The 24369-nt window shown below is 71.7% G+C and carries 19 protein-coding genes; 12 read left to right on the forward strand and 7 right to left on the reverse strand.

All coding sequences use genetic code 11. The annotated features are described in order from the left end of the window. Window positions 1-41: 41 nt before the first annotated feature. The 4 genes from sucB to JNO44_RS14325 all read left to right on the forward strand — a co-directional run bounded on the left by sucB (window position 42) and on the right by JNO44_RS14325 (window position 6916). Window positions 42-1775 carry a 2-oxoglutarate dehydrogenase, E2 component, dihydrolipoamide succinyltransferase gene (sucB, locus tag JNO44_RS14310; protein WP_205364441.1) on the forward strand — a complete coding sequence of 578 codons (1734 nt, stop codon included), beginning with the start codon at window positions 42-44 and terminating at the stop codon, window positions 1773-1775. A gap of 193 nt (window positions 1776-1968) precedes the next feature. After that, window positions 1969-2592 carry a GntR family transcriptional regulator gene (locus JNO44_RS14315; RefSeq protein WP_039637219.1) on the forward strand — a complete coding sequence of 208 codons (624 nt, stop codon included), beginning with the start codon at window positions 1969-1971 and terminating at the stop codon, window positions 2590-2592. Between the two features lie 340 nt (window positions 2593-2932). Then, window positions 2933-5608 carry a pyruvate dehydrogenase (acetyl-transferring), homodimeric type gene (gene aceE, locus JNO44_RS14320; RefSeq protein ID WP_205364444.1) on the forward strand — a complete coding sequence of 892 codons (2676 nt, stop codon included), beginning with the start codon at window positions 2933-2935 and terminating at the stop codon, window positions 5606-5608. A 213-nt stretch (window positions 5609-5821) separates the two neighbouring features. Then, window positions 5822-6916 (forward strand): helix-turn-helix transcriptional regulator, encoded by a 1095-nt coding sequence (locus JNO44_RS14325; protein WP_205364445.1) that lies wholly within the window; start codon window positions 5822-5824, stop codon window positions 6914-6916. Here the strand turns inward: JNO44_RS14325 and JNO44_RS14330 are convergent. Next, window positions 6877-7839 (reverse strand): SDR family oxidoreductase, encoded by a 963-nt coding sequence (locus tag JNO44_RS14330; RefSeq protein WP_205369799.1) that lies wholly within the window; start codon window positions 7837-7839, stop codon window positions 6877-6879. The genes JNO44_RS14325 and JNO44_RS14330 overlap by 40 nt on opposite strands. 200 nt (window positions 7840-8039) lie before the next feature. Continuing rightward, window positions 8040-9935 carry a hypothetical protein gene (locus JNO44_RS14335; RefSeq protein ID WP_205364447.1) on the reverse strand — a complete coding sequence of 632 codons (1896 nt, stop codon included), beginning with the start codon at window positions 9933-9935 and terminating at the stop codon, window positions 8040-8042. A 321-nt stretch (window positions 9936-10256) separates the two neighbouring features. Between JNO44_RS14335 and JNO44_RS14340 the strand changes: the two genes are divergently transcribed. The 3 genes from JNO44_RS14340 (at window position 10257) to JNO44_RS14350 (ending at window position 13183) form a co-directional block, all read left to right on the forward strand. Next, window positions 10257-10775, forward strand: a complete 519-nt coding sequence (locus JNO44_RS14340) for a DUF4240 domain-containing protein (RefSeq protein WP_039637208.1) — start codon at window positions 10257-10259, stop codon at window positions 10773-10775. 87 nt (window positions 10776-10862) lie between these two features. Continuing rightward, on the forward strand, window positions 10863-11753 hold the full coding sequence (locus tag JNO44_RS14345) for a TIGR01777 family oxidoreductase (RefSeq protein WP_205364449.1): 891 nt from the start codon (window positions 10863-10865) through the stop codon (window positions 11751-11753). A 173-nt stretch (window positions 11754-11926) separates the two neighbouring features. Then, window positions 11927-13183, forward strand: coding sequence for an FAD-dependent oxidoreductase (locus JNO44_RS14350; protein WP_205364452.1), 1257 nt, complete (start codon window positions 11927-11929; stop codon window positions 13181-13183). A 28-nt stretch (window positions 13184-13211) separates the two neighbouring features. Here the strand turns inward: JNO44_RS14350 and JNO44_RS14355 are convergent, their stop codons facing one another. Continuing rightward, window positions 13212-14669, reverse strand: a complete 1458-nt coding sequence (locus JNO44_RS14355) for an NsdA family TPR-like regulatory protein (protein WP_067352413.1) — start codon at window positions 14667-14669, stop codon at window positions 13212-13214. A gap of 314 nt (window positions 14670-14983) precedes the next feature. On the opposite strand from JNO44_RS14355, the gene lipB reads away from it, so the two are divergent. From lipB to JNO44_RS14375, 4 genes are all read left to right on the forward strand, one after another. Beyond that, on the forward strand, window positions 14984-15799 hold the full coding sequence (lipB, locus tag JNO44_RS14360; protein WP_235093128.1) for a lipoyl(octanoyl) transferase LipB: 816 nt from the start codon (window positions 14984-14986) through the stop codon (window positions 15797-15799). A gap of 140 nt (window positions 15800-15939) precedes the next feature. After that, the gene (gene lipA / locus JNO44_RS14365) at window positions 15940-16890 is read left to right on the forward strand and encodes a lipoyl synthase (protein ID WP_039637197.1); all 951 of its coding nucleotides are present in this window, start codon (window positions 15940-15942) and stop codon (window positions 16888-16890) included. A 222-nt stretch (window positions 16891-17112) separates the two neighbouring features. After that, window positions 17113-17328, forward strand: a complete 216-nt coding sequence (locus JNO44_RS14370; protein ID WP_073447829.1) for an SCO2195 family GlnR-regulated protein — start codon at window positions 17113-17115, stop codon at window positions 17326-17328. Between the two features lie 10 nt (window positions 17329-17338). Then, window positions 17339-18043, forward strand: coding sequence for a DUF4191 domain-containing protein (locus JNO44_RS14375; RefSeq protein WP_205364454.1), 705 nt, complete (start codon window positions 17339-17341; stop codon window positions 18041-18043). 547 nt (window positions 18044-18590) lie between these two features. Here the strand turns inward: JNO44_RS14375 and JNO44_RS14380 are convergent. From JNO44_RS14380 to JNO44_RS14390, 3 genes are all read right to left on the reverse strand, one after another. Next, window positions 18591-19295 (reverse strand): hypothetical protein, encoded by a 705-nt coding sequence (locus JNO44_RS14380; protein ID WP_205364457.1) that lies wholly within the window; start codon window positions 19293-19295, stop codon window positions 18591-18593. Between the two features lie 81 nt (window positions 19296-19376). Continuing rightward, entirely contained in the window at window positions 19377-20069 is a 693-nt protein-coding gene (locus JNO44_RS14385; RefSeq protein WP_205364458.1) for a hypothetical protein, read from the reverse strand. 1081 nt (window positions 20070-21150) lie between these two features. Continuing rightward, window positions 21151-21618, reverse strand: a complete 468-nt coding sequence (locus tag JNO44_RS14390) for an RDD family protein (protein WP_180990153.1) — start codon at window positions 21616-21618, stop codon at window positions 21151-21153. Between the two features lie 330 nt (window positions 21619-21948). On the opposite strand from JNO44_RS14390, the gene glnA reads away from it, so the two are divergent. Next, the gene (gene glnA, locus JNO44_RS14395; RefSeq protein WP_039637185.1) at window positions 21949-23358 is read left to right on the forward strand and encodes a type I glutamate--ammonia ligase; all 1410 of its coding nucleotides are present in this window, start codon (window positions 21949-21951) and stop codon (window positions 23356-23358) included. 724 nt (window positions 23359-24082) lie between these two features. Here glnA and JNO44_RS14400 read toward each other — a convergent pair. After that, a complete protein-coding gene (locus JNO44_RS14400; protein ID WP_205364460.1) occupies window positions 24083-24253 on the reverse strand; it encodes a hypothetical protein in 171 nt (56 codons plus the stop codon). Window positions 24254-24369: the final 116 nt, after the last annotated feature.

Here is a 24369-nt window from a genome sequence, read left to right on the forward strand (position 1 = left end):
GCGCGACCACATCCGTACTTGCGATAGGAGCAACTGAAACCATGGCGGTTTCCGTAACCCTGCCGGCGCTCGGCGAGAGCGTCACCGAGGGCACCGTCACCCGCTGGCTGAAGGCCGAGGGCGAGCGTATCGAGGCCGACGAGCCGCTGCTGGAGGTCTCGACCGACAAGGTCGACACCGAGATCCCGGCCCCGGCCTCCGGCATTCTGGCCTCCATCAAGGTGGCCGAGGACGAGACCGTGGAGGTCGGCGCCGAGCTGGCCATCATCGACGACGGCACCGGTGCTCCGGCGGCCGCACCGGCGCCGGCCGCCGCCGAGGCCCCGGCCCCGGCCGCGCAGCCCGAGCCGGCTCCGGCCCCCGTGGCCGAGGCCCCCGCGGGTGGCGCCGAGGGCACCGACGTGCTCCTCCCGGCGCTCGGCGAGAGCGTCACCGAGGGCACCGTCACCCGTTGGCTGAAGGAGGTCGGCGAGGAGGTCTCCGAGGACGAGCCCCTGCTGGAGGTCTCCACCGACAAGGTCGACACCGAGATCCCCGCCCCGACCTCCGGCACCCTGCTGGAGATCCTGGTGGCCGAGGACGAGACCGCCGAGGTCGGTGCCAAGCTCGCGGTGATCGGCGCGAAGGGCGCGGCTCCGGCCGCCGCCCCTGCCCCGGCCGCCCCTGCCCCGGCCGCCCCGGCCCCGGCAGCCGCTCCGGCTCCGGCGCCCGCTCCGGCCCCGGCTCCGGCGCCCACCCCGGCCCCGGCTCCGGCCGCTGCCGCCCCGGCTCCGGCCCCCGCGCCGGCTCCGGCTCCGGCTCCGGTCGCGCCCGCCCCTGTCACCCCCGCCCCGGCGGCCGGTGAGGCGGACGGCGCCTACGTCACCCCGCTGGTCCGCAAGCTCGCGGCGGAGAACGGCGTCAACCTCGCCACGGTCAAGGGCTCCGGTGTCGGTGGCCGGATCCGCAAGCAGGACGTCATCGCCGCCGCCGAGGCCCTCAAGGCCGCCGTGCCGGCCCCGGCCGCGCCGGCCGCCGCGCCGTCCAAGGCCCCGGCGCTGGAGGTCTCGCCGCTGCGCGGTCAGACCGTCAAGATGCCGCGGATGCGCAAGGTCATCGGCGACAACATGATGAAGGCCCTGCACGGCCAGGCGCAGCTGACCTCCGTGGTCGAGGTGGACATCACCGCGATCATGCGGATGCGCAACAAGGCCAAGGACGCCTTCGCGCAGCGTGAGGGCGTCAAGCTCTCCCCGATGCCGTTCTTCGTCAAGGCCGCTGTCCAGGCGCTGAAGGCCCACCCGGTCGTCAACGCCCGGATCAACGAGGACGAGGGCACCATCACCTACTTCGACACCGAGAACGTCGGTATCGCGGTGGACGCGGAGAAGGGCCTGATGACCCCGGTCATCAAGGGTGCGGGCGACCTCAACATCGCCGGCATCGCCCGGAAGACCGCGGAGCTGGCGGGCAAGGTCCGCGCCAACAAGATCACCCCGGACGAGCTGTCCGGCGCGACCTTCACCATCAGCAACACCGGTTCGCGCGGCGCCCTGTTCGACACCGTGATCGTGCCCCCGAACCAGGTCGGCATCCTCGGCATCGGTGCCACCGTCAAGCGCCCGGTGGTCATCAACCACCCGGACCTCGGCGAGACCATCGCCATCCGTGACATGACCTACCTGGCCCTGTCCTACGACCACCGTCTGGTGGACGGCGCCGACGCGGCCCGTTACCTGACCACGGTCAAGCAGATCCTGGAGGCCGCGGAGTTCGAGACCGAGATCGGTCTCTGAGCAGGTGCTCACCCGCTCCGTGTGATCAAGGATCACACCTGCTCCCGACTCCCTTCGGAGAAGCGGGAGTTGTGCACCGGGGCCGGCCCCGGCTCGTTCCGACGAGCCGGGGCCGGCCCTTTTGTGCGTCGGCGTCCCCGATAATGACCCCGGCACCACCCTCGCGGCCCCATCCGCTCTGAAGGAGCACGTCATGACCCCGCCCGTCGTCCATTCGCTGCGCGAGCAGATCCGCGAGCACATCCTTGAGGGGATCGTCAGCGGGCGCTGGCAGCCGGGCGAGCGGATCGTGGAGCGGCGGATCGCGGTGGAGCTGGAGGTCAGCCAGACGCCGGTCCGGGAGGCGCTGCGGGAACTGGAGTCGCTGCAGCTGATCGAGTCGGCGCCGAACAAGGGCGTCCGGGTGCGGAACCTCACCGCGGACGACCTCAAGGAGAGCTACCCGGTGCGGGCCGGGCTGGAGCAGGTCGCCGCCGAACTGGCGGCCGGGCGGTTGGCGGAGGACACCGCGGCGCTGGAGCGCGAGGTGGCGGCCCTGCGGGAGGCCGACGCGGCGGGCGACGGAGAGGCGCAGGTGCGGCACACGGTGGCCTTCCACCGGGAGATCGTGCGGGCGGCCGGGAACGCCGTGCTGCTGCACACCTGGGAGGGGCTGGGCGTCGAGGTCTGGACGACGCTGTCGATCCGCTGGTTCAGCCCGGAGCCGCGCTCGCACGCGCAGGACCACCAGGAGCTGGTGGACGCGTTCCGGCGGCGCGACCCGCGGATCGGCGCGCTGCTCAAGGCGCACGTGCTGAGCTGCGCGCCACGGGTCTGAGGCACCGGGGGACGAATCCGGCGAAGCGGCCCTGCGGAGTGTTCCGCGGGGCCGCTTCGCCGCGTGGCGGCGACCCACGCGGAACCGGCCGTTCCCAGGCATTCGGAATCTATGATTCCGGCGCGTGTCGGGGGCACTCCGAGGCGTAACGGAGGGGGGCTCCGGAGCTGGCACGGGGTGCCCCGCATTGCGGCACCCCGTGCCGACCTGCGGCTTTTCCTCCGACCGGCGTTGATCGATCATCGATCAGAGCGTTATCGTCGAGGACTGGGGCGCGACACCCCTGCCTGCCGAATGCCTGCCGAACTCGCATTCCCACCCGTCCGGAAAGGGGCCACCCATGCCCGATCCCGTGCGCCTGCCGTACAGCCAGCTCGACCAGCTCCCGGACCGCGATCCCGAGGAGACGGCCGAATGGCGCGAGTCGCTGGACGCCGTCACCAAGGCAGCGGGCCCGCATCGCGCCGCGTACCTGATGCGCCGCGCCCTGGAGCACACCGCGCACACCGAAGGCACCGACCTGCCCTCGCTGGTGGAGACGGACTACGTCAACACCATCCCGACCTCCGCCGAGCCCGCGTTCCCGGGTGACGAGGCGATGGAGGCCCGGATCACCGCCTGGAACCGCTGGAACGCCGCCGCCATGGTGACCCGCGGCTCCAAGCTCGGCCTGGGCGGCCACATCGCCACCTTCGCCTCGGCCGCCTGGCTGTACGAGACCGGCTTCCAGCACTTCTTCCGCGGCAAGGAGGGCGACGGGTCCGGCGACCAGCTCTACATCCAGGGCCACGCCTCCCCCGGCATCTACGCCCGCGCCTTCCTCGAAGGGCGGCTCACCGAGGAGCAGCTCGACCACTTCCGCCAGGAGGCCGGCGGCGAGGGCCTGCCCTCCTACCCGCACCCGCGGCGGCTGCCCTGGCTGTGGGAGTTCCCCACCGTTTCCATGGGCCTCGGCCCGCTCTCGGCGATCTACCAGGCGCGCTTCAACCGCTACCTGGAGCACCGCGGCATCAAGGACACCGGCAACTCGCACGTCTGGGCCTTCCTGGGCGACGGCGAGATGGACGAGCCGGAGTCGACCGCCGCACTGGCGCTGGCCGGCCGCGAGGGCCTGGACAACCTGACCTTCGTCATCAACTGCAACCTGCAGCGCCTGGACGGCCCGGTCCGCCCCAACTTCAAGATCGTGCAGGAGCTGGAGGCCCAGTTCCGCGCCGCCGGCTGGAACGTCGTCAAGGCCCTGTGGGGCCAGGCGTGGGACGAGATCTTCGCGCTCGACACCGACGGCGCGCTGATCCAGCGCCTCCGTGAGACCCCGGACGCGCAGTTCCAGACGTACGCCACCCGCGACGCCGCCTACCTGCGCGAGCACTTCTTCGGCGCGAGCGACACCCTCAAGGCGATCGGCGCACGGCTCTCCGACGCCAAGCTGCTGGAGCTGTTCCAGACGTCCCGCGCCGGCCACGAGCCGCGCAAGGTGTACGCCGCGTACCGGGCCGCAGTCGAGCACAAGGGCGCGCCGACGGTCATCCTGGCGCAGACCGTCAAGGGCTACACCCTGGGCACGGGCTTCGAGTCCCGCAACGCCAACCACCAGATGAAGAAGCTGACGATGGCGGAGTTCCGCACCATGCGGGACCTGCTCGAACTCCCCATCCCGGACAGCGCCCTGGAGGGCGACCTGGTGCCGTACTGGCGCCCGGCCGAGGACTCCCCGGAGATGCAGTACCTGCGCACCCGGCGCGCCGCCCTGGACGGCCCGGCCCCGGCCCGCAAGGTCGTGGCCAAGCCGCTGCCGATCCCCGCGGACAAGGCGTTCGACGCGCTGAAGAAGGGCTCGGGCAGCCAGGAGATCGCCACCACCATGGCGTTCGTCCGGCTGGTCAAGGACCTGATGCGGGACAAGGAGACCGGCAAGCGCTGGGTCCCGATCGTCCCGGACGAGGCCCGCACCTTCGGCATGGAGTCGCTCTTCCCGACCGCCGGCCTCTACTCCCCCAAGGGCGCGACCTACGACCCGGTCGACCGGGACCAGCTGCTCTGGTACAAGGAGGCCAAGAACGGCCAGATCCTCAACGAGGGGATCACCGAGGCCGGTTCGCTGGCCGACTTCACCGCCGCCGCGACGTCGTACGCGACGCACGGCGAGCCGATGATCCCCTTCTACATCTTCTACTCGATGTTCGGCTGGCAGCGCACCGCCGACCAGTTCTGGGCGCTCGCCGACCAGCTGGGCCGCGGCTTCGTGATCGGCGCCACCGCCGGCCGCACGACGATGACCGGTGAGGGCCTCCAGCACGCCGACGGCCACTCGCACCTGATCGCCTCGACCAACCCGGCGGCGCTCTCGTACGACCCGGCGTTCGCCTACGAGGTCGCGGTGATCGTCAAGGAGGGTCTGCGCCGGATGTACGGCCCGGACGCAGAGGACGTCTTCTACTACCTGACGGTCTACAACGAGACCAAGGTGCAGCCGGCGATGCCCGAGGGCGTCGAGGAGGGCATCCTCAAGGGCCTCTACCGCTTCAAGGAGGCCACGTCCATCGAGGGCGCCGAGGTCCCGCGGCTCCAGCTGCTGGCCTCCGGCACCGCGATCCACTGGGCCCTGGAGGCGCAGGCGCTGCTGGCCGCCGACTGGGGCGTGGCGGCGGACGTGTGGTCCGCCCCGTCCTGGACGGAGCTCCGCCGCGACGCCCTGGAGTGCGACGCGGCCCGCCTGGAGGGCGAGGACCGGATCCCCTACGTCACCCGTGCACTGGCCGGCGCCCCCGGTCCGGTCGTCGCGGTGAGCGACTGGATGCGGGCGGTCCCGGACCAGATCGCCCCGTGGGTCGAGCAGGACTGGACGTCCATAGGGACGGACGGCTTCGGCCTGTCCGACACCCGCGAGGCGGCCCGCCGGTACTTCGGCGTCGACCCGCAGTCGGTGGTCGTCCAGGCGCTGGCGGCCCTCGCCCGGCGCGGCGACGTCAAGCCGGAGTCGGTCAAGGAGGCCCGGGAGCGCTACGGGCTGTGAGCCCCGTCCGCTGAAGGCCGCGCGGCGGGCGCCGCCCGGTGGGGCCGGTGCCCGCACCGGCCCCCGGACTCGGGCGGCCCCGGCCGACACCGGGCGCCGCCCGCCCACACACTCCCGTGCGAGGACCACCCACCGCGCCCGGGGTCTTCGCACGGGACCCTTTCCGTTCCGCGTGCGCGGGGCGTTGTCAGTGCTGCCCCGCATGATGGATCCATGCGTGCCGCACGGCTGATCAAATTGGTGTTGCTGCTCCAGTCCCGACCGTCGATGACGGCCGGGGAGCTGGCGCGGGAGCTGGAGGTGTCGGAGCGCACGGTCGCCCGGGACGTGCTGTCGCTCTCGGAGGCCGGGGTGCCCGTCTACGCGGACCGCGGCCGGTCCGGGGGCTACCGCCTGATAGGCGGCTACCGCACCCGGCTGACCGGGCTCGGCCGCAGCGAGGCGGAGGCGCTCTTCCTGTCCGGAGTGCCCTCCGCGCTGCGGGAGATGGGCCTGGCCGACGTCGCGTCCGCGGCCCGGCTGAAGGTCTCCGCCGCGCTGCTGCCGGAGCTTCGGGACGCCGCGTCGGGCGCCGCCCAGCGGTTCCATCTGGACGCGCCGCGCTGGTACCACGCCCCCCAGACGCCCGAGCTGCTGCCGGTGATCGCCGACGCGGTGTGGGACGACCGGCGGCTGACGGCCCGATATCTCCGGGCCGGCCGCGAGGTGGCCCGGGAGCTGGAGCCGTACGGCCTCGTGCTCAAGGCGGGCGTCTGGTACCTGGCGGCCCGGGCCGCGGCGGGGCCGCCCGACGGGGTCCCCGCCACGCCCGCCGGCGCCGGCTTCCGGGTCTACCGCGTCGACCGGTTCACCGCGGCCCGGCCGGCCGTTCCGGTGGACGGTCCGCCGGACGGCCGGGCGGCCGGGGACGCGGCGCGCACCGGGCACTTCGTCCGCGACCCAGATTTCGACCTGCCCGCGTTCTGGGCCGTACGGGCCGAGCAGTTCCGGCGCTCGCTGCTGCGCGAGGAGGCCGTGGTCCGGCTCTCCCCGCACGGCGTCCGGCAGTTGCCCCACGTCACCGAGCCGGCCGCGGCCGAGGAGGCCGTCGAGCGGGCGACGACCGAGGGCGGGCCCGATGAGCGGGGATGGCTGACGGTCACCCTCGCCGTGGAGTCCCAGGAGGTCGCCTACGCCCAGCTGCTGGCGCTCGGCCCGGAGGTCGAGGCGCTGGCGCCCGCCGCCCTGCGGGAGCGGTTCGCGGCGGCCGCCCGCCGCGCCGCCGCGCTCTATTCCCCGGTGCCGGAGGAGGACACCGGGACGCGGTAGTCCTCGGGACCGGCGTCCTTGCCGCCCCGCACCACCTCCTCGAAGTAGCGGAAGCAGTCCGGCTGCGAGCCGTCGGTATCGGTGAAGCCGTACTCCCGCGCCAGCTGGCCGCTGGAGAGCGACCGGCCGGTGAAGCGCGCCTTCTCCGGGTCGGCGGCCAGCGCCCGCACCGCGCGGCCGATGAGGGCCGGGGATTCCGCGATGGCGAAGTGCGGCTCCTTGGCGATCGCGTCCCGCCAGGTCTCCTCGGTGACGCCGAAGTGGTCCAGCATCTCCTCGGACCGCAGGAAGCCCGGGGTGAGCGAGACGGCCGTACCGCCGTACTCCGCCAGCTCGCCGGCAAGCCCGAAGGCGATCCGGTGCGGGACGCTCTTGGTGATGTCGAAGCAGAGGCTGTCGCGGTAGACGCGGTTGAACTCCTCGGTGCCGTCGGTGACCTCGACGACCAGTCCGCCCGGCCGCCGGATCAGCAGCGGCAGCGCGAAGTGGTGGGTGATGATGTGGGTGTCGATGCCGAGCCGGAACATCCGCAGCCCGCCCGCCAGGTCCAGGTCCCACACCTTGGTGTCGAACTGGATCAGCCGGTCGCCGCCCCAGACGCTGTTGACCAGGACGTCCAGCCGCCCCTGCTCCCGGTCGATGCGCTCGACGAGCGCCCGGACCCGCGCCGGCTCCAGGTGGTCGGTCGGCACGGCGATCCCCGTGCCGCCGTTGCCCTCGGCTCCGGCCGCGGTCACCAGCTCCGCGGTCTCCTCGATGGTCTCCGAGGGCCGGCCGACCTCGCTGACCGCGTCCCGCGTCGTGCGGCCGGTGACGTACACCACCGCGCCGGCCCGGCCCAGTTCCACGGCCATCGCCCGGCCGGCGCCCCGGGTCGCCCCGGCGACCAGCGCCACCCGCCCGGACAGATCGCCCGTGGGCATCCCCCGGTGCGCGGCACCGTTCCCCGAGCTCTCTGCCGCGTCCACCGACCGCGCCTCCGATGCCCGGCCTTCCGCCCTCTCATGCGCCGTCACGTCGTGCTCCTCGCCTCGTCCTGTGTGGTCGTACACGGCGACCCTGACAGGGAAAGACGACATCTCCTGTCGGGTTTTCCGGGCCTCTTCGGGTCCTCCCGCTCGACCTACGGCAGCATCGCCGGCAGGCTCCGGCCGTCCCGCAGGCGCCCGGCGACCTGCGCCGTGGTGTTCCGGGCCGCCGGGACCGCCAGTACCGGCGCCTGGGCCGCGGCCCGGACCCCGCCGGACACGTCGACCTTGGCCAGCTCGCCGCTGCCCGCCGCGAGCAGGTACCACTTCCCGGACTTCGCCTGCCAGTGGACGTCGGCGAGCACATGCCGGCCGAACGGGCTGCACGCCGCGGTGCCGACGGCCCGGCCGGCGATCCGCCCCGGGTCGGCCGGTCCGACGGCCGGCGGCTGGAACTGCACCATGGCCCGGCCCGAACCGCGCCAGGTGTCGGCACGGTTGCAGACCCAGGTCGCGGTACCGCCGCCCTCCGGGAGCTCCTGCCGGGCGTAGGCCCAGTTGGTGACGGACCGTACGCCGGTGCCGCGCAGCGACCGCAGGGTGCAGGCGGTGCGCGCCCAACTGTGCAGCGCCGGCGCGCCGGTCGCCTCGCCGGGGCCGCCGCCGGCCGCGGCGGGCGGCACGGACGTCAGGTGCACCGGCGCCAGGTCGCCGAGGTCGGTCATCAGGAAGGAGCGGCGGTCGTCGATCCGCGGCGAGGAGCGGAATTCGGCCACCGGCCAGTGACCGCAGGGGGCGCCGTCCACGGGCGGGGTCGGGATGCGGTCGGTGACGCCGTCCGGGGCCAGGTGCAGTCCGTGCGACGGGGCGTCCGGCGCGAGCAGGTCCCGGACGGCGACCTCGGCGACCCAGGGCGCGATCAGATACCGCTGCCAGCCGTTGCCGCGGCCGATCACCAGCCCGCTGGCGGAGGCGAGGTCGGCGTTGTCGACCCGGGCGAAGTGCAGGGTGGGCGTGGCGTCTTGGGGCTCGGCGTAGCGCACCAGCCGCTCGCCGTCGTGGAAGACCACCACCATGACGTTGTCGATCAGTCCGGCGTACAGCAGCCGGGGCGGGGCGGCGGGCGGCCGGGTGGAGGTGTCCGCCGCCGCGACGATCCGGGTGCCGGCGGGCGGCGCGGCCCACACCCCCAGGGCCCGCGCCAGCAGCTGCCGGTCGCCGGCCTGCCGGCCGCGCGCCGGCCAGGCGGTGAAGTCCACCCGGGCGGTCCGGGCCCACTGCTCGTTGGGCACGCGCAGCAGCCGGCCGGGGTCGAGGGCCTGCTGGGCGGCGGTGGGGGCGGACCCGCCCGCGGGCCGGCCGCCGGGCAGCGCCATCGCGAGCGCCCCGACCACCAGCACCGCCGCGAGCACGCCGGTCGCCCGCACCCGCTGGCGGCGGCGCAGCAGATCCGTCGGCCGGGCCTGCACCGTGCAGGGGTCGAACTCGCCCGAGTTCAACAGCGCGCCGGCGCCGGCGCCGGTCCGCCGGTCCAGCTGCCCGGCCGCCCGCAGCGCCATGTCGGGGTCCGGGACCCCGGCCCGCGCCAGGACCGCGCGCGCCGCCTCCGCCTCCAGCCCCTCCAGGTGCCACAGCCCCAGGGCGGCCCGGACCGCGGCCGGGACCGCCGACAGGGCCTGGTCCAGGGCGAGTTCATCGGCGCCGCCGGCACGCGGGAAGAGCCGCAGGCCCCACACGAACGGCACGGTCGGCAACAGGACGGCCGGTCGCTGCCGGTCCTCGTAGGCCAGCGCCAGCTCCAGGGTTCGTTGGCGGACCAGGTCGTAGCCGGAGCCGGCGTCCGAGCCGCGCTGGGCGGGCAGCGCACCGACCGGCCGGCGCGGCACGCGCCACGGCAGGGCCCGCTGCACCAGTCCGTGCGCGGTGAGGACCTTGCGGTGGCGGCCCATCGACGGGGGCAGGACGAGATAGGCCAGGCGGACCAGCCGTGGATAGTGCTCGACGAGGGCCGCCTCGGCACGTTCGACCTCGGCCCGGGTTCTTTCGTCCATGGGCATGGCGGGATGCGCCCTTCACGAAGTGGGGGGATACGGGGTGGGAGAAGCGCTGGGTGGGGCACTGGTTGGGCGGGAGGGACACTGCACGGGGGCAGCGCACAGGGCACTGCGCGGGGTGGGAGGGGCACTGTGTGGGCGGTGGGGGGAGGGGGGCTGCGCTGCCGTCGTTGCATGCCGCACAACGACGGAACCGCGACGCGGTCACCCGCCGGACCACCCTCCTGACGCCCCGGATCCCCGGCCCGGACGCCGCGCCGCCGCATCCGGTGCACTCCGCGTGCGGGCCGCGGCGGCAGGACGGATGCTGGAGCGGTGATGGACGAGACGGAGTTCTGGGAGCTGGTGGACGGCTCCCGCGCGGCCGCCGGCGGCGACCCCGAGGAGCAGGCCGACGCCCTGGTCGAGCGGCTGCTCGGGCTCGACCCGGACCGCGTCATCGACTTCGCCCGCCACTTCGAGGCCCGCTACAACCGGGCCTACACCTGGGACCTGTGGGCCGCCGCGGCACTGATGCTGGACGGCGCCAGCGACGACGCCTTCGACTACTTCCGCTGCTGGCTGATCGGCCAGGGCCGGCACGTCTTCGAGGGCGCGCTGCACGATCCGGACCAGTTGGCCGGCCTCGTCGGCGACTTCGACGAGGAGACCGACGGCGACGCCGAGGAGCTGGGCTACGCCGCCGACGAGGCGTACGAGCAGCTGACCGGCACCGTCATGCCCGACCTGGAACTGCCCCCGGCCCCGCCGGAACCGCTCGGCACCTACCTCGACCTCGACGACGACGCGACCCTCGCCGAGCGCTTCCCCCTGCTGTGGGACCGCTTCCGCAGCTGACGTCCCCGCGCCGCCGCGGCGGACTCCCGCCCGGCTCGCCCCGCCCCCTTCCCCGGTGGCGCCCCCGCTTGCGGGCAGGATGGCCCCATGCGGATCGCGATCACCGGCTCGACCGGACTCATCGGCACGGCGCTCGTCCGGAACCTGCGCGCGGACGGCCACGACGTCGTCCGGCTCGTCCGCCGCCGGCCGACGGCGGCGGACGAGGTGTCCTGGGACCCCAAGGGACGGCTGGACCCGGCCGCGCTGGCCGGCTGCGAGGCGGTGGTGCACCTCGCCGGGGCGGGCGTCGCCGACCACCGCTGGACCGCCGCCTACAAGCAGCAGCTCCACGACAGCCGGGTGCTGGGTACCCGGACCCTGGCCACCGCGCTGGCCGCGATGGACGTCCCGCCGCGGGTCCTCGTCTCCGGCAGCGCGATCGGCTACTACGGCGACACCGGCGACCGGCGCACCGACGAGAGCGGGCCGGCCGGTTCGGGCTTCCTGCCGGAGCTCTGCGTGGCGTGGGAGGACGCCGCGACGCCCGCCCAGGAGGCCGGCATCCGGACCGTCCTCGCCCGGACCGGTCTGGTCGTGGCACGCTCCGGCGGTGCCTGGGGGCGGCTCTTCCCGCTGTTCCGGCTGGGGTTGGGCGGTCGGCTCGGCGACGGCAGCCAGTACTGGAGCTTCATCTCCCTGCGGGACCACATCGCGGCGCTCCGCCATCTGCTGGTCACCGAGGGGCTGTCCGGGCCGGTCAACCTCACCGCGCCGGAGCCGGTCACCAACCGCGAGGCGACGGCGGTGATGGGCCGTGTGCTGCGCCGCCCCACGCTGTGCACCGTGCCCGCGCCGGTGCTGCGGATCGCCCTCGGGGAGTTCGCCGCGGACGTGCTGGGAAGTCAGCGGATCGTGCCGCGGCAGCTGCTGGACTCCGGTTTCGCCTTCGCGGACCCGCGGATCGCGGACGCGGTGCGCGCCGCCCTGGCGTCGTAGGGCGCGACGGGTCGGGACGTGGCGCGGGGGCCGCTCCGACGCGCCCCCAGGGCGCCCCTGTCGGCCGGGCCGCGGCGCCCTACGGTCCTCGGACACACCACTGGGCATCCCGGACCGCCGCACCGGGCAGGAGAACCGTGCGCTGCCGCTGGGACCGACCTCGGGAGGGGCATGTGCTGCGCACCGCATCGGTCGTCGACGTCGTCATCGTGGGGGCCGGGCCGGCCGGTCTCGCCGCCGCTCGCCATCTGACCGCGGCGGGGCTCGCGGTCACCGTCCTGGAGGCCGCGCCGCGGGTCGGCGGCCGGTCCGTCACCGACGAGGTGGACGGCTTCCGCCTGGACCGCTGCGGCCGGCCGCTGGCGGTCTCCCCCGCCGCGCTGCGCCGGACGCCGGGCCTGGGCGAGTTGACGCTGCGTCCGTTCGCGGCCGGACTGAGCCTCCACAACGGCCAGCGGACCCAGCGCATCAGTCCGCTGCGGTGCACGAGGGGCGCACTGTCCGCGGCGCGCGCCCTCACGCGCGCCGACCGCCGTACGGAGCGGATCGCCGACCTTCCGGTCAGCGAGGCCCTGGCCGGCCGGCCGGCGTTCCCGCCGCGCACCCACGACACCTTCCTGCGGCCGCTGTTGGGCGCGCTGCTCTGCGACCCCCGACTGGGCGGCTCCAGCCGGGGCGCCGCGCAGGTGCTGCGGACCTTCGCGGAGGGGCGGCTGACGCTGCCGACGGGCGGCGCCTTCGCCGTCCCGGAGCTGCTGGCGGCCGGCCTGCCGCCGGGCACGGTCCGGACGTCCGTGGAGGTCACGGCCGTCGACGCCAACGGCGTCGGCACCCGCGAACACGGCCGGACGGCGTGCCGGGCGGTGGTGGTGGCGACCGGTGCGCGGGACGCCGCCGCGCTGCTGCCGGGGCTGCGGCTGCCCGCCTTCCACCCGGTCACGGTGCTGCACCACACCGCGGACGCCCCGACCGGCACCCGCGGCGGTCCCCACCGGGACACCACCCTGGTCCTGCCGACCGACGGCCCGATCGGCTTCACCTACCTCGCCGGCGCGATCGACCCGTCCCGCACCCCGCCCGGCCGGCCGCTGGTCACCACCGTCGTGCTCGGCCCCGCCGCGGCACTGCCGTTGGACGTCCTCGACAAGACCGTCCGACCGCAGCTCGACCGGATCCACGGGGTGCGGGCCGAGGAATGGCGGCTGCTGACCGGCCATCACGACCCCTACGCGGTGCCCGCGATGGCCGCCCCGCACGACCCGCAGCGCACCGTACGGATGCTGGCCGGGCTCTATGTGTGCGGCGACCACCGCGACACCGGCACGCTCCAGGGCGCACTGCGCTCCGGCCACCGCGCCGCCCGCGCGCTGCTCCAGGACTTCGGCCTGCCGGCCCGCCCGGAACCGGACGCCGTACCGGCCGCGGCATAGGTCGGCCCCGCCGTGCGACGCCCGTCCGTCATCCCAGCGCGGCCACCCGCTCGCGGTAGCCGCGCACCGCCGCCGCGTCCCGGTACGGCTCCAGCCGCCGCTCGAAGTCCCGGACGTACTCGTGGGCCCGTACCGAGCGCATCTCGGATGCCTGGAGGGCCGCCTCGGCGGCGAGCGTGCACGCCTGCTCCAGCTCGCCCAGGCCGAGCCGGGCGGTCGCCAGCACCACCCGGCAGAACAGCCGGCTGCGGGCGAACCCGGCGGCGCGCAGCTGGAGGGAGCGCTCGGCGTGCTGGGAGGCCGCGCGGTACTGCTGGAGATCGCGGTGGCAGTGCGCGAGTTCGTCGGCGAGCTGTGCCTCGTCGAAGAAGCGCGCCCAGTACGGGGTGTCGTCCCCGGGGCGGGCGCTCTCCAGGGCCCGTTCGGCGCGGGCCAGTGCGGCGGTGCAGGCCCGGACCTCGCTCAGGACGCCGTGGCCGCGCGCCTCCGCGGCGTGCAGCAGCGCCTGCACGGTGGGCGGCGCACTGCTGCCGACGCCCTGCTGGGCGACCCGGGCCAGTTGGACGGCCTCCCGGCCGTGCCCCAGATAGACCGCCTGCCGGCTCATCGTCACCAGGACGTAGGAGCCGTACGCGCGGTCGCCGGCGGCCTGGGACAGCCGCAGCGCCTGGACGAAGTACCGCTGCGCCAGCCCGTGCGCGGCGATGTCGTACGAGGTCCAGCCGGCCAGCCGGGTCAGGTCCGCGGCGGCCGCGAACAGCCGCCGGCCGACCGTCTCCCCGTAGGTGCCGCGGAGCATCGGCTCGGCCTCGTGCTCCAGGTAGCGCACCAGGGCCTGGCGGGCGTGGCCACCGCCGTAGGCGTGGTCCAGGGCCCGGAACAGCTCGCCGACCGAGCGCAGCGCCGCGATGTCGCCGGAGGTGACCCGGCCGCCCTGGGTGCGGTCCACCCGCTCGGTCTGGCGCTGCCGGGGCACCGACGACCGGCCGCCCTGCACGGGCACCCGCTCCCCGGCCTCGCCGCCCGGCTCGCCGTGCGCGACGCGCTCGTCGGGGCGGCCGATCAGCCAGTCCCGGCTGGGCACCACCAGCCCCGCCGGGGTGAACGCGATCTTGCGGAGCTCGGCATGGCTGCCGGAGTCCTTGCGCCACAGACCGCTGACGATGTCCACCGCCTCGGCGGGGGTGGAGGCGAATTCCAGCCCGGCGTACACCGGCGCGCAGGCGTCCAGGCCCAGGTCCTGGGCGGAGAGCCGGCGCCCCAGCCGGCGGGTGAAGACCTCCGCGATCAGCGCGGGGGTGGTGCCTCTGGGCTGTTGCCCGCGCAGCCAGCGGGTCACCGAGGTCTTGTCGTAGCGCAGGTCGAGGCCGTGCTCGATGCCGAGTTGATCAACCCGTCTGGCCAGCCCTGCGTTGGAGAAGCCCGCCTCGGCGATGAGCGCGGCGAGCTGTCGGTTGGGCGTGTGGTGCGGGGGTCGTTCCGTCATCAGCTTTACCGGTCTCCTGCCTTCCGGGCCGGGCCGCCGGGCTCGACTGACCCAGTCCGGCGTGCTCTTCGCCCTTGTGGAACGGCGTGAATGTAACGGCCTTCGGCGCCTTTCTCGCGGCCTGCGCCTCGCGTTCATCCGATCGTGTGAGCACGTCACGGGCGCGTCGGGGGCTGCGCGGCGCGTCGCCCCCGTGTGGGGGGCGCGCAGGGCGGCCGTACAGTGGCATGGGCGCGACGTGGCATCGGAAGTGCCTCGCGAGGGGCATTGAGACCTCGCACGCAACTGCGACAAGGGTTCGAAGAGGAGCTGCCGTGACTGCGATCTCTCGGGGGGAGACCCCCGCACCCGAGGGGCTGCGCTTTGTGCATCTGGGCTTCGGGACGGACGCCGTCGAGTACGAGTCGGCGTGGGCGGAGCAGCGTCGGGTCCACAGCGCCCGGTTCGCCGACGAGATCCCCGACACCTGCCTCCTCCTGGAGCACCAGGCCGTCTACACGGCGGGCCGCCGGACCTCCGACGACGAGCGGCCGCTGGACGGCACCCCGGTCGTCGACGTGGACCGCGGCGGGAAGATCACCTGGCACGGCCCCGGCCAGCTGGTGGGCTACCCGATCCAGAAGCTGCCGCGCCCGGTCGACGTGGTCGCACACGTCCGCCGCCTGGAGGACGCGCTGATCGGGGTCTGCGCCGAGTTCGGCGTCGAGGGCACCCGGGTCGAGGGCCGCAGCGGGGTGTGGGTCCTGGGCGATCCGACGGAGCAGCGGCCGGCCCTGGGCGGCCTCCAGCTCGACTTCGACCCGCGGGCCGCGGACGAGCTGTTCGACCCGCGGCTGAACGGCCCCGAGTACGCGCCGTCCAACGCCGGCCAGCGCGGTGAGGACCGCAAGCTCGCCGCGATCGGCATCCGCGTCGCCAAGGGCGTCACCATGCACGGCTTCGCGCTCAACGTGAATCCGGACACCACGTCGTTCGACAAGATCGTGCCCTGCGGCATCCGGGACGCCGGGGTCGCCTCGCTCTCCGGCGAGCTGGGCCGCGAGGTCACCATCGCCGAGGTCCTGCCGGTCGTCGAGAAGCACCTGCGGGGCGTCCTGGAGAACGCCGTCCTGCTGCCCCGCGCGGTCTGAGGGCCGCCCGCGGCCGAGGCCGCGGGAATGCCGCCCTCCCGTCCGAGGTTGGCCCTGCACCACCCGCACGTGGAAATGCGTGCGAATTGACGGGCGTACCCTGGTGTACGCCGAAGAATCGAAGTTGTTAGGGAGCCGACGTGTCCGCAGTCGCACCCGACGGACGCAAGATGCTGCGCCTGGAGGTCCGCAACAGCCAGACCCCCATCGAGCGCAAGCCCGAGTGGATCAAGACCCGGGCGAAAATGGGTCCCGAGTACAACCACCTCCAGGGCCTGGTCAAGAGTGAGGGTCTGCACACGGTCTGCCAGGAGGCGGGCTGTCCCAACATCTTTGAATGCTGGGAGGACCGCGAGGCGACCTTCCTCATCGGTGGTGACCAGTGCACCCGCCGCTGCGACTTCTGCCAGATCGACACCGGCAAGCCGCAGGAGCTGGACCGCGACGAGCCGCGCCGGGTCGCCGAGTCGGTCCAGACCATGGGCCTGAAGTACGCCACGATCACCGGCGTCGCCCGCGACGACCTGGAGGACGGCGGCGCCTGGCTCTACGCCGAGACCGTCCGCCAGATCCACGCCTCGATGCCCGACACCGGCGTGGAACTGCTGATCCCCGACTTCAACGCGGTCCCCGAGCAGCTCGCCGAGGTCTTCTCCTCGCGCCCCGAGGTGCTGGCCCACAACGTCGAGACGGTCCCGCGGATCTTCAAGCGGATCCGCCCCGGCTTCCGCTACGAGCGGTCGCTGGAGGTCATCTCCAAGTCCCGCGAGGCCGGCCTGGTCACCAAGTCCAACCTCATCCTGGGCATGGGCGAGACCCGCGAGGAGATCAGCCAGGCACTCCAGGACCTGCACGACGCGGGCTGCGAGCTGATCACGATCACCCAGTACCTGCGCCCCTCGGTCCGCCACCACCCCATCGAGCGCTGGGTCAAGCCCGCCGAGTTCGTGGAGCTCAAGGAGGAGGCCGAGGAGATCGGCTACGCCGGCGTCATGTCCGGCCCGCTGGTCCGCTCCTCCTACCGTGCCGGCCGCCTGTACCAGCAGGCGATCGAGCGGCGCGAGGTCGAGGCGTCCAGTCAGGCGGTTTGACGGCCCCGGCGCGCCATTTTGTGAATCGTGGCACATGCTGAGAGACGCGGCCCCGCACTCCCCCTGGCAGGGGGGCGTGGGGGCCGCGTCAACGTTTCATAGGTGTTTGACCGGCAGGTCATCCGTTGGTAACACCCTTCAGTGACGATGGATGTACGCACCGCTCAACACCTCCCCACGCATCCCCCTGATCGTTCCGTTCGTACGAGGGAGACCACCACCATGGAGGCCGCGCCGCTCCGCGCCACCGCCCGCCCCATCCCCTCCGTCACCGGTGCACTGCGTGCCATCGAGGCCGTGCTGCTGCGCAGCGGCCAGCGCACCGCCCGCCGCAATGCCTGGACGTCGGTCCTGGAGGACCGCCGCCGCGCCAGGGACCGGTACGACGCCGAGTACGTCCTGGAGGCCGCGGCCACCCGACGCCCGCACGCCACGTAAACTTCGCTGTATGGCGAGGAAGGCAAACGCAACCGGCGCTGGCGGCGCTGAGAACCCCGGGCGGCTCAAGCAGATCGCCCTGACCTACAAGATGACCCGTCGGGTCGATTCCAAGGTCGGTCTTGTCGTCGCTGGCACAGGAATCGTCGTCTTCGGCGTGCTCCTCGCCATCGGCTTCCTGATCGGCCACCCCGTCTACGCGGGCATCCTGGGCTTCGTCCTGGCATTCCTGGCGATGGCGATCATCTTCGGCCGGCGCGCCGAGCGGGCGGCCTTCGGGCAGATGGAGGGCCAGCCCGGTGCGGCGGCCGCCGTCCTGGAGAACGTCGGCCGCGGCTGGACGGTGACCCCCGCGGTCGCCATGAACCGCAGCCAGGACGTGGTGCACCGCGCTGTCGGCAAGGCCGGCATCGTCCTGGTCGGCGAGGGCAACCCGAACCGGCTGCGCGGCCTGCTGGCCGCCGAGAAGAAGCGCATGGCGCGCACCGTCGCCGACGCCCCGGTGCACGACGTCGTCGTCGGTGACGGCGAGGGCCAGATCCCGCTCAAGAAGCTGCGGAACCACCTGCTGAAGCTCCCGCGCGTCCTCCCGGGCGCCCAGGTGACGGCCGTCAACGACCGCCTGCGCGCGCTCGGCGACCTGATGAGCAACATGCCGGTACCGAAGGGGCCGATTCCCGGGCGTGGCATGAAGGGACGCTCGCCGCGAGGATGACTCCCGGCTTCACCTCTCCCGTCATGAACAAGGGCGGGAGGGGGTAGCGGGGCGCGGCAGGAAGGCCCTCCGCGCCCTTCAGGGGCTTCCATGACGCGCTCCCCCACTGGCCAGAGAGGCCACCCAGCGCTTTCCAGTGCCCGATGAGGCCCGTGGAGCCGTACTCGTCATGCAGCCCGGGCCGGGCGACCCCGGTCCGGGCTTTCTTCAGAAGCGCCTCAAGGATCGTCCAGGGCGCGAGTACGCCCCTCAGCCGAGGGACCGTCCCCCCGTCGGGAAAGCCCTTCGAAGCCATCACCAATTCCCAGCTGTGATCACAAGGCAGCGGCACAAGGCGGTTGTTGTCGCGGAACCAGCGCCCGATCGGGCGCTCCAGGCCCTTCGGGGACGGCGGGGGCCTCGTAAGTTTCAACTCGGCGCTACATAACGCCACGGATAGGCGAGACGCCTATCCGTGGCCACATTCAGCGCGTGAGAGATTTACAGCCAAATCTGCGGGCTCGGAGTTTTGATCCACCGACACTGGTAGTGCGACTTCACTCGGACGCTAGGAATGGATGAAGTTGGTGAGGTCATCCCCCTGCCCGATGCTGCGTGCCCAAGCCGCCCCCTCAGGCCAGCGCCAGATTCCCTTTTTCTCGTTGAAATGCACTTTCATGTCCTCTTCGTCACGAACAGCGGCAGCCGCGTCGATCACCACACCGCTCGACAGTGCATTTTCAACGACAATCCCTTTCTTGATTTCAGCTTCTTCGCCGCTTGATTGGGCGATGAAAAGAATCACCTTCTCTACGGGCTTGAAAGTAGTCATCGCACCCTTCACCAGGGGGTTCTCACAGTAGGGGGATGTCTCCACGGGGACACCGGCCACCGAGACCTCCCCAGCCAGACCCGTCCGGAGCCCCTTCCCTGATTTGTTGATTACGGCCATGTGCGTAGGGTCCTCGTACTTCAGCTCCTCCCCAGTCCCCTTTACTGAATCAACTAAGAACTGCTGCCCACATCGGAGTTCGCGTGGACTGTACGAAGTTAGTGGTTCCTTATCGCGGCGAGGATTGGCGACGTATACCCAGCACCGGGTATCCCACTTGATTGAAGTTTTGGTTGCGTATTCGTCGGTACCAAACCAGACGAGTGGCTTACTCTGCGGGTGGTTATCCCCTGCCGCCTTAAACCCGTAGAGCTTGGGCCACTTACCTCCGGAGACAGCGGTACTGGTGTCAACAAACAAGGTCAGTTCGTACTCAGCCATGGCCACATCCCTCTCACGACTGCCCAGCTCCGGCGCCACTGCCACGTCGAGAAGGAGTAGCGTGGCGCCGGAGAGACGCAACTAGGCATGCATCAGCATTTTTTGCTGTTTTGCGGAAATCAAGTGTTTGGTGATCGGATCATCTTGCGTGATCTTCTCCGCCCACTTTGCATCTTTCGCCCAGCCCCACGACTTTTGCGTACTGAACGTGACGCTCCTCTTAGCGGCGCCGGTCAGGTCGATCAACACACCGGCCGAGAAGGCTCGCGTGATGACAGCACCTTCGTCGATTTCGGCCGTCGCAAAAATGAGCAGCACCTTCTCGACCGGCGAGAAGGCGTTCGTCCCATCCGCAATCATCGTCGATGTGCAAAGGGGGCGGAATTCCTCGCTGATCGATGGCTTCTGCGCGATTCCCACTCTGAACTTCGTCTCGGGGACCCTGTTTGTCACGGTGATGGGTTTCGTAGGGTCCGGCTTCCCGTCTACCCTGCCCAGACACTTTTTACTTTCGACGACGAAGGTCTCCCCCAATTGAATATCCTCGGGGTGGTACGTGCTGATCGGGCCTGTTTGGGCGTAGGGAGACGCGTACGCCTGGTACTCCGTATGCCAAGCGATATCGGTGTCCGTGGTGTAGGAGTTGTCCGCGAACCACACGACAGGCTCAGCATCGCCTGACGTCCTCACTGCCTTGAACCCGTAAAGGGTGTACTTGTCCATCTCCTTGATGGAATCCTTGTCGATCGTGACACGCACGGTGTATTCAGGCATGGTGAGTCCCTTCGGTCAGGCCGCGCGTCGGCCGTTCGCCGCAACTAAATCCCGTTGGAAGGTGAGGCGCACCTTGACTACTACCAAACGGGTGCGTCGCGCCGAACCGTCGGATCAGCCGGCAAACCACTTCGGAAAGCAAGGCGACGCCACCCCGCGGGCAGTGCTTGCGAGTCGCTACGAGGGCCAGATGATCGACCATCCGGACTTCTGCGGCAGCCCGCCCCCAAGTTCGGGGCCTCGATCGCGGAGGATGGCCTTGTGCCTTACGCCCAGAACGCCGCAGAGCCAGCCGGTCGAGGAAAGCCGACCGTATGAGGGACGAACAGCGACCGCCCCGAAGTGCCACAAGGGGCTCCACCCTTCGTCCCCTCTGTTCGCGGGCTTGTTCACGGTCAGCGGCGGGAGCTTCTTGCCGCTCTGGCCCAGTTGTGGCCATGTGTCGAACCGCGGGCAGACGCCGCAGTCGAAGCACGGGGCCAGCGGCAGTCCTCGGTCTCGTCGACAGCGTCCTGCCAGCGCTCCCGGAACCAGTACTCGTCGAGCTCGGGCCGACGTGCGTCGGCCTCCCCAGCCATCCCCCAGGTCAGTGGCTACACGCGCAGAGTGAACACATAAGCCACCTCGGGGAACGCTGCCGAAGGGCCCGATGCCCAAGGGCATGCGGATGCCCAAGGGCGGCGGCAAGACGCGCTGACCGCCGACGGCCTGTACGGCACGGCACAGACGACGACGCCCCGGGGCTTGGCCTCGGGGCGTCGTCGTCTTCGCCTGCGCCTGCGTCCGTGTCTCTTCGCCGCTTCGCTGCGCCTTCTTCGCTTGTTTGCGTTCCGCCCTGCCGCACGCGGTGGCCGGCGGGCGTCAGACGCATGGGGGCGTGGGGCTGACATGAGGGGGCGTGGGGGCGCGCACAGCCGATGACCGTCGACAGGCAGAAACGGCGACGAGCGACACGGGAGCACCCACCGGATCAGCTCAGCTCAGCTCCGCATCACGGCGAACGGCTCCGCGCGACGCGAGCGGCTCCGCGCGACCGCGACGGAGGTCAGATCCGCACCACGGATCAGATCCACGCCACGGATCAGATCCGCACCTCGACCGCGCGGGCGAGCCGGTCGTGCAGCCCTCGGCCGTCGCGGTCCCAGATCACCGCCGGGATGACCAGCACCAGCAGCAGCGTCCGCAGCACCACCCGCGGCAGGGTGATCCGGCCACCGCCCTCGGCGACCACCCGCAGACCGAGCAGCCGCTTGCCGGGGGTGCAGCCGACCGTGCCGACGGTCAGCACGCTCATCACCGCGAAGACCAGCAGTGCCCAGTTGCTCGCCGACTGCGCCTTGCCGCCGCTGAGCAGCCCGTAGGCGATGAGCAGGCACAGCGCCCAGTCGATGAAGAGCGCGCCGAAGCGGCGGCCGACCCGCGCAATCGAGCCCGGGCCTTCCTCGGGCAGCCCGAGCCGCTGCCCGCGGTAGCCGAATTCGACGCCCATGTCCTCGGCTGCCGCACGGGGCCCGGAGATCCACGATCCGATTGCTTGCCTGTTGTCCACCCGTCCACGGTACTGCGACCGCATACGTTCCCCCGGCAGCGGGTTCCCGCACCGCCCCCAGGGGCCGCCCCTCCCTCCCCGCTCCTGGGGAGAGCGCGCCTCGTCGCCGCACCGCCCCCAACCCTCGTCCCCGCCGCTCCCCGCCCCCGGCCCGTGGGCGCACACTGGGGGGTGAGGCCGACAGCGCGCCGGTTAACCTCGGCGAAACAAATGGGTCATGCTTGGGAAATCCCGCCTGCCTATGGTCGGGCAAGCGCGCCACCGCACATGGACGCGCTCCGAGTCGCAACCCCGCATCCGCCGAGCGGTGACCGGGCTAGGAGGAGTTGGATGTTCCAGAACGCCGACGACGCGAAGAAGTTCATCGCGGATGAGGACGTGAAGTTCGTCGACGTCCGTTTCTGCGATCTGCCGGGCGTGATGCAGCACTTCACGATCCCCGCTGCGGCGTTCGACCCGGACGAGGAGCTGGCGTTCGACGGTTCGTCGATCCGCGGCTTCCAGGCGATCCACGAGTCGGACATGGCGCTGCGCCCGGACCTGTCGACGGCCCGCCTGGACCCGTTCCGCCAGGAGAAGCACCTCAACATCAACTTCTTCATCCACGACCCGATCACGGGCGAGCAGTACAGCCGCGACCCGCGCAACATCGCCAAGAAGGCCGAGGCTTACCTCGCCTCCACCGGCATCGCGGACACCGCGTACTTCGGCCCCGAGGCGGAGTTCTACGTCTTCGACTCGGTCCGCTTCGAGACCTCCGCGAACCAGGGCTTCTACCACATCGACTCCGAGGCCGGCGCCTGGAACACCGGCGCCCGCGAGGACAACCGCGGCTACAAGGTCCGTTACAAGGGCGGCTACTTCCCGGCCCCGCCGGTCGACCACTTCGCCGACCTGCGCGCCGAGATCTCCCTGGAGCTGGAGAAGTCCGGCCTCCAGGTCGAGCGCCAGCACCACGAGGTCGGCACCGCCGGCCAGGCGGAGATCAACTACAAGTTCAACACCCTGCTCGCCGCCGCCGACGACCTGATGCTCTTCAAGTACATCGTGAAGAACGTCGCCTGGCGCAACGGCAAGACCGCCACCTTCATGCCCAAGCCGATCTTCGGTGACAACGGCTCCGGCATGCATGTCCACCAGTCGCTGTGGCAGGGCGGCCAGCCGCTCTTCTACGACGAGCAGGGCTACGCGGGCCTCTCGGACACCGCCCGCTACTACATCGGCGGCATCCTCAAGCACGCCCCGTCGCTGCTGGCGTTCACCAACCCCACCGTGAACTCCTACCACCGCCTGGTCCCGGGCTTCGAGGCCCCGGTCAACCTGGTCTACTCGCAGCGCAACCGCTCCGCCGCCATGCGCATCCCGATCACGGGCTCCAACCCGAAGGCCAAGCGCGTCGAGTTCCGCGCCCCGGACCCGTCGTCGAACCCCTACCTCGCCTTCTCGGCCCTCCTCCTGGCCGGCCTCGACGGCGTCAAGAACAAGATCGAGCCCGCCGAGCCGATCGACAAGGACCTCTACGAGCTCGCGCCGGAGGAGCACGCCGGCGTCCCGCAGGTCCCGACCTCCCTCCCTGCGGTCCTCAACGCCCTCGAAGACGACAACGAGTACCTGCAGCAGGGCGGCGTCTTCACCTCCGACCTGATCGAGACCTGGATCGACTACAAGCGCACCAACGAAATCGCCCCGATCCAGCTCCGCCCGCACCCGCACGAGTTCGAGCTGTACTTCGACATCTAAAAAGTAGCTCTCGACCTCGGCGGGCAGTAGCCGAGAAGCCTGGGGTGGTTGCTTCCGTCCGAGACCGACGGGAGCAACCCCCCCTCGCGTTTTCCCTCAACGTCAAAGTGGCTATTGAGCAAAGTGGCTATTGAGCCGGAAAACGCGTCGTGATTTCCGTCGGTAGCGGCGTGGAAGACCGCGCGGGCATGCGGTGGGCACCGAGTCGGAATGTCGGCCCCGCGCCACCCTGCGGGGGGGGCGAGCAGCACCGAGTGCCTCACTCTCACTCCAGGGCCTCGGTCACATGGGTACGCGAACTGGGCCCAACTGCCAGCGCACTTGGCGGCCGGGCCCGGGCGTGGTCAGCGCTTCTTGGTCTTCCTCTTCTGCCGCGGCGTCCACTCACCTCGGTGGAGCTGGCAGCGCGAATAGCCGATCATCGCAGGGTTCTGACACGGCTTGCCGGTCGCGGTCTTGGTCGATCCGCACTTGACTTGCTTGGCCACTTGTCCTCCCGCCCCTTCGGTGCACTGAGCACATCGTCACGGGCGGGCATGGCCGACGTGCTGTGACCCACACATTTCGGCTGATTCGAAGTCCTGAGGGACTGGATGCCGACAGCTGGCACGGCCGCCGGTCCATACATTTACGGCCAGAAGAGAAGTCGCTCGACGACCCACCATGTAATCGCGATCAGGTGAAACGCACCGAGAGACGGCACTGCCTCCATTCCGACACGACGTCACGCGATCCTGAAGACGTTGTCGTTGTCAATGAAGCGACCGCCTCGCGCGAGCACGGCGCCGTACAGGACGACGTCGGCGCGGATCCGGTGCTGATCGATGAGGTGGTCGTGCAGGAGCGAGGCGAGGTCCGCCGGGTCGCCCTGGACGCCGGTCGCCCGGCGCCGCATGTCGGCGAGGGCCTCGTCGAGGTCGGTCCGCCAGGGCTTCGCGGCGCGTAGTTTGCCCAGGGTGGCGCTTCGGCAGGCGTGCTCCGGTTGGCGGCAGCGTCCTTCCCCTCAAGGAA

This window comes from Streptomyces noursei, from assembly GCF_016917755.1.
Taxonomy (GTDB): domain Bacteria; phylum Actinomycetota; class Actinomycetes; order Streptomycetales; family Streptomycetaceae; genus Streptomyces; species Streptomyces yunnanensis.

Excerpts from the sequence above, each read along its gene's own strand:
- glnA (WP_039637185.1), top strand. The coding sequence starts at position 21,949 with ATGTTCCAGAACGCCGACGACGCGAAGAAGTTCATCGCGGATGAGGAC.
- JNO44_RS14380 (WP_205364457.1), bottom strand. The coding sequence starts at position 19,295 with ATGGCTGAGTACGAACTGACCTTGTTTGTTGACACCAGTACCGCTGTC.
- JNO44_RS14340 (WP_039637208.1), top strand. The coding sequence starts at position 10,257 with ATGGACGAGACGGAGTTCTGGGAGCTGGTGGACGGCTCCCGCGCGGCC.
- JNO44_RS14370 (WP_073447829.1), top strand. The coding sequence starts at position 17,113 with ATGGAGGCCGCGCCGCTCCGCGCCACCGCCCGCCCCATCCCCTCCGTC.
- JNO44_RS14400 (WP_205364460.1), bottom strand. The coding sequence starts at position 24,253 with ATGCGGCGCCGGGCGACCGGCGTCCAGGGCGACCCGGCGGACCTCGCC.
- sucB (WP_205364441.1), top strand. The coding sequence starts at position 42 with ATGGCGGTTTCCGTAACCCTGCCGGCGCTCGGCGAGAGCGTCACCGAG.
- JNO44_RS14330 (WP_205369799.1), bottom strand. The coding sequence starts at position 7,839 with ATGCCCACGGGCGATCTGTCCGGGCGGGTGGCGCTGGTCGCCGGGGCG.
- JNO44_RS14345 (WP_205364449.1), top strand. The coding sequence starts at position 10,863 with ATGCGGATCGCGATCACCGGCTCGACCGGACTCATCGGCACGGCGCTC.
- JNO44_RS14335 (WP_205364447.1), bottom strand. The coding sequence starts at position 9,935 with ATGGACGAAAGAACCCGGGCCGAGGTCGAACGTGCCGAGGCGGCCCTC.
- JNO44_RS14325 (WP_205364445.1), top strand. The coding sequence starts at position 5,822 with ATGCGTGCCGCACGGCTGATCAAATTGGTGTTGCTGCTCCAGTCCCGA.
- aceE (WP_205364444.1), top strand. The coding sequence starts at position 2,933 with ATGCCCGATCCCGTGCGCCTGCCGTACAGCCAGCTCGACCAGCTCCCG.
- JNO44_RS14355 (WP_067352413.1), bottom strand. The coding sequence starts at position 14,669 with ATGACGGAACGACCCCCGCACCACACGCCCAACCGACAGCTCGCCGCG.
- JNO44_RS14385 (WP_205364458.1), bottom strand. The coding sequence starts at position 20,069 with ATGCCTGAATACACCGTGCGTGTCACGATCGACAAGGATTCCATCAAG.
- JNO44_RS14315 (WP_039637219.1), top strand. The coding sequence starts at position 1,969 with ATGACCCCGCCCGTCGTCCATTCGCTGCGCGAGCAGATCCGCGAGCAC.
- JNO44_RS14375 (WP_205364454.1), top strand. The coding sequence starts at position 17,339 with ATGGCGAGGAAGGCAAACGCAACCGGCGCTGGCGGCGCTGAGAACCCC.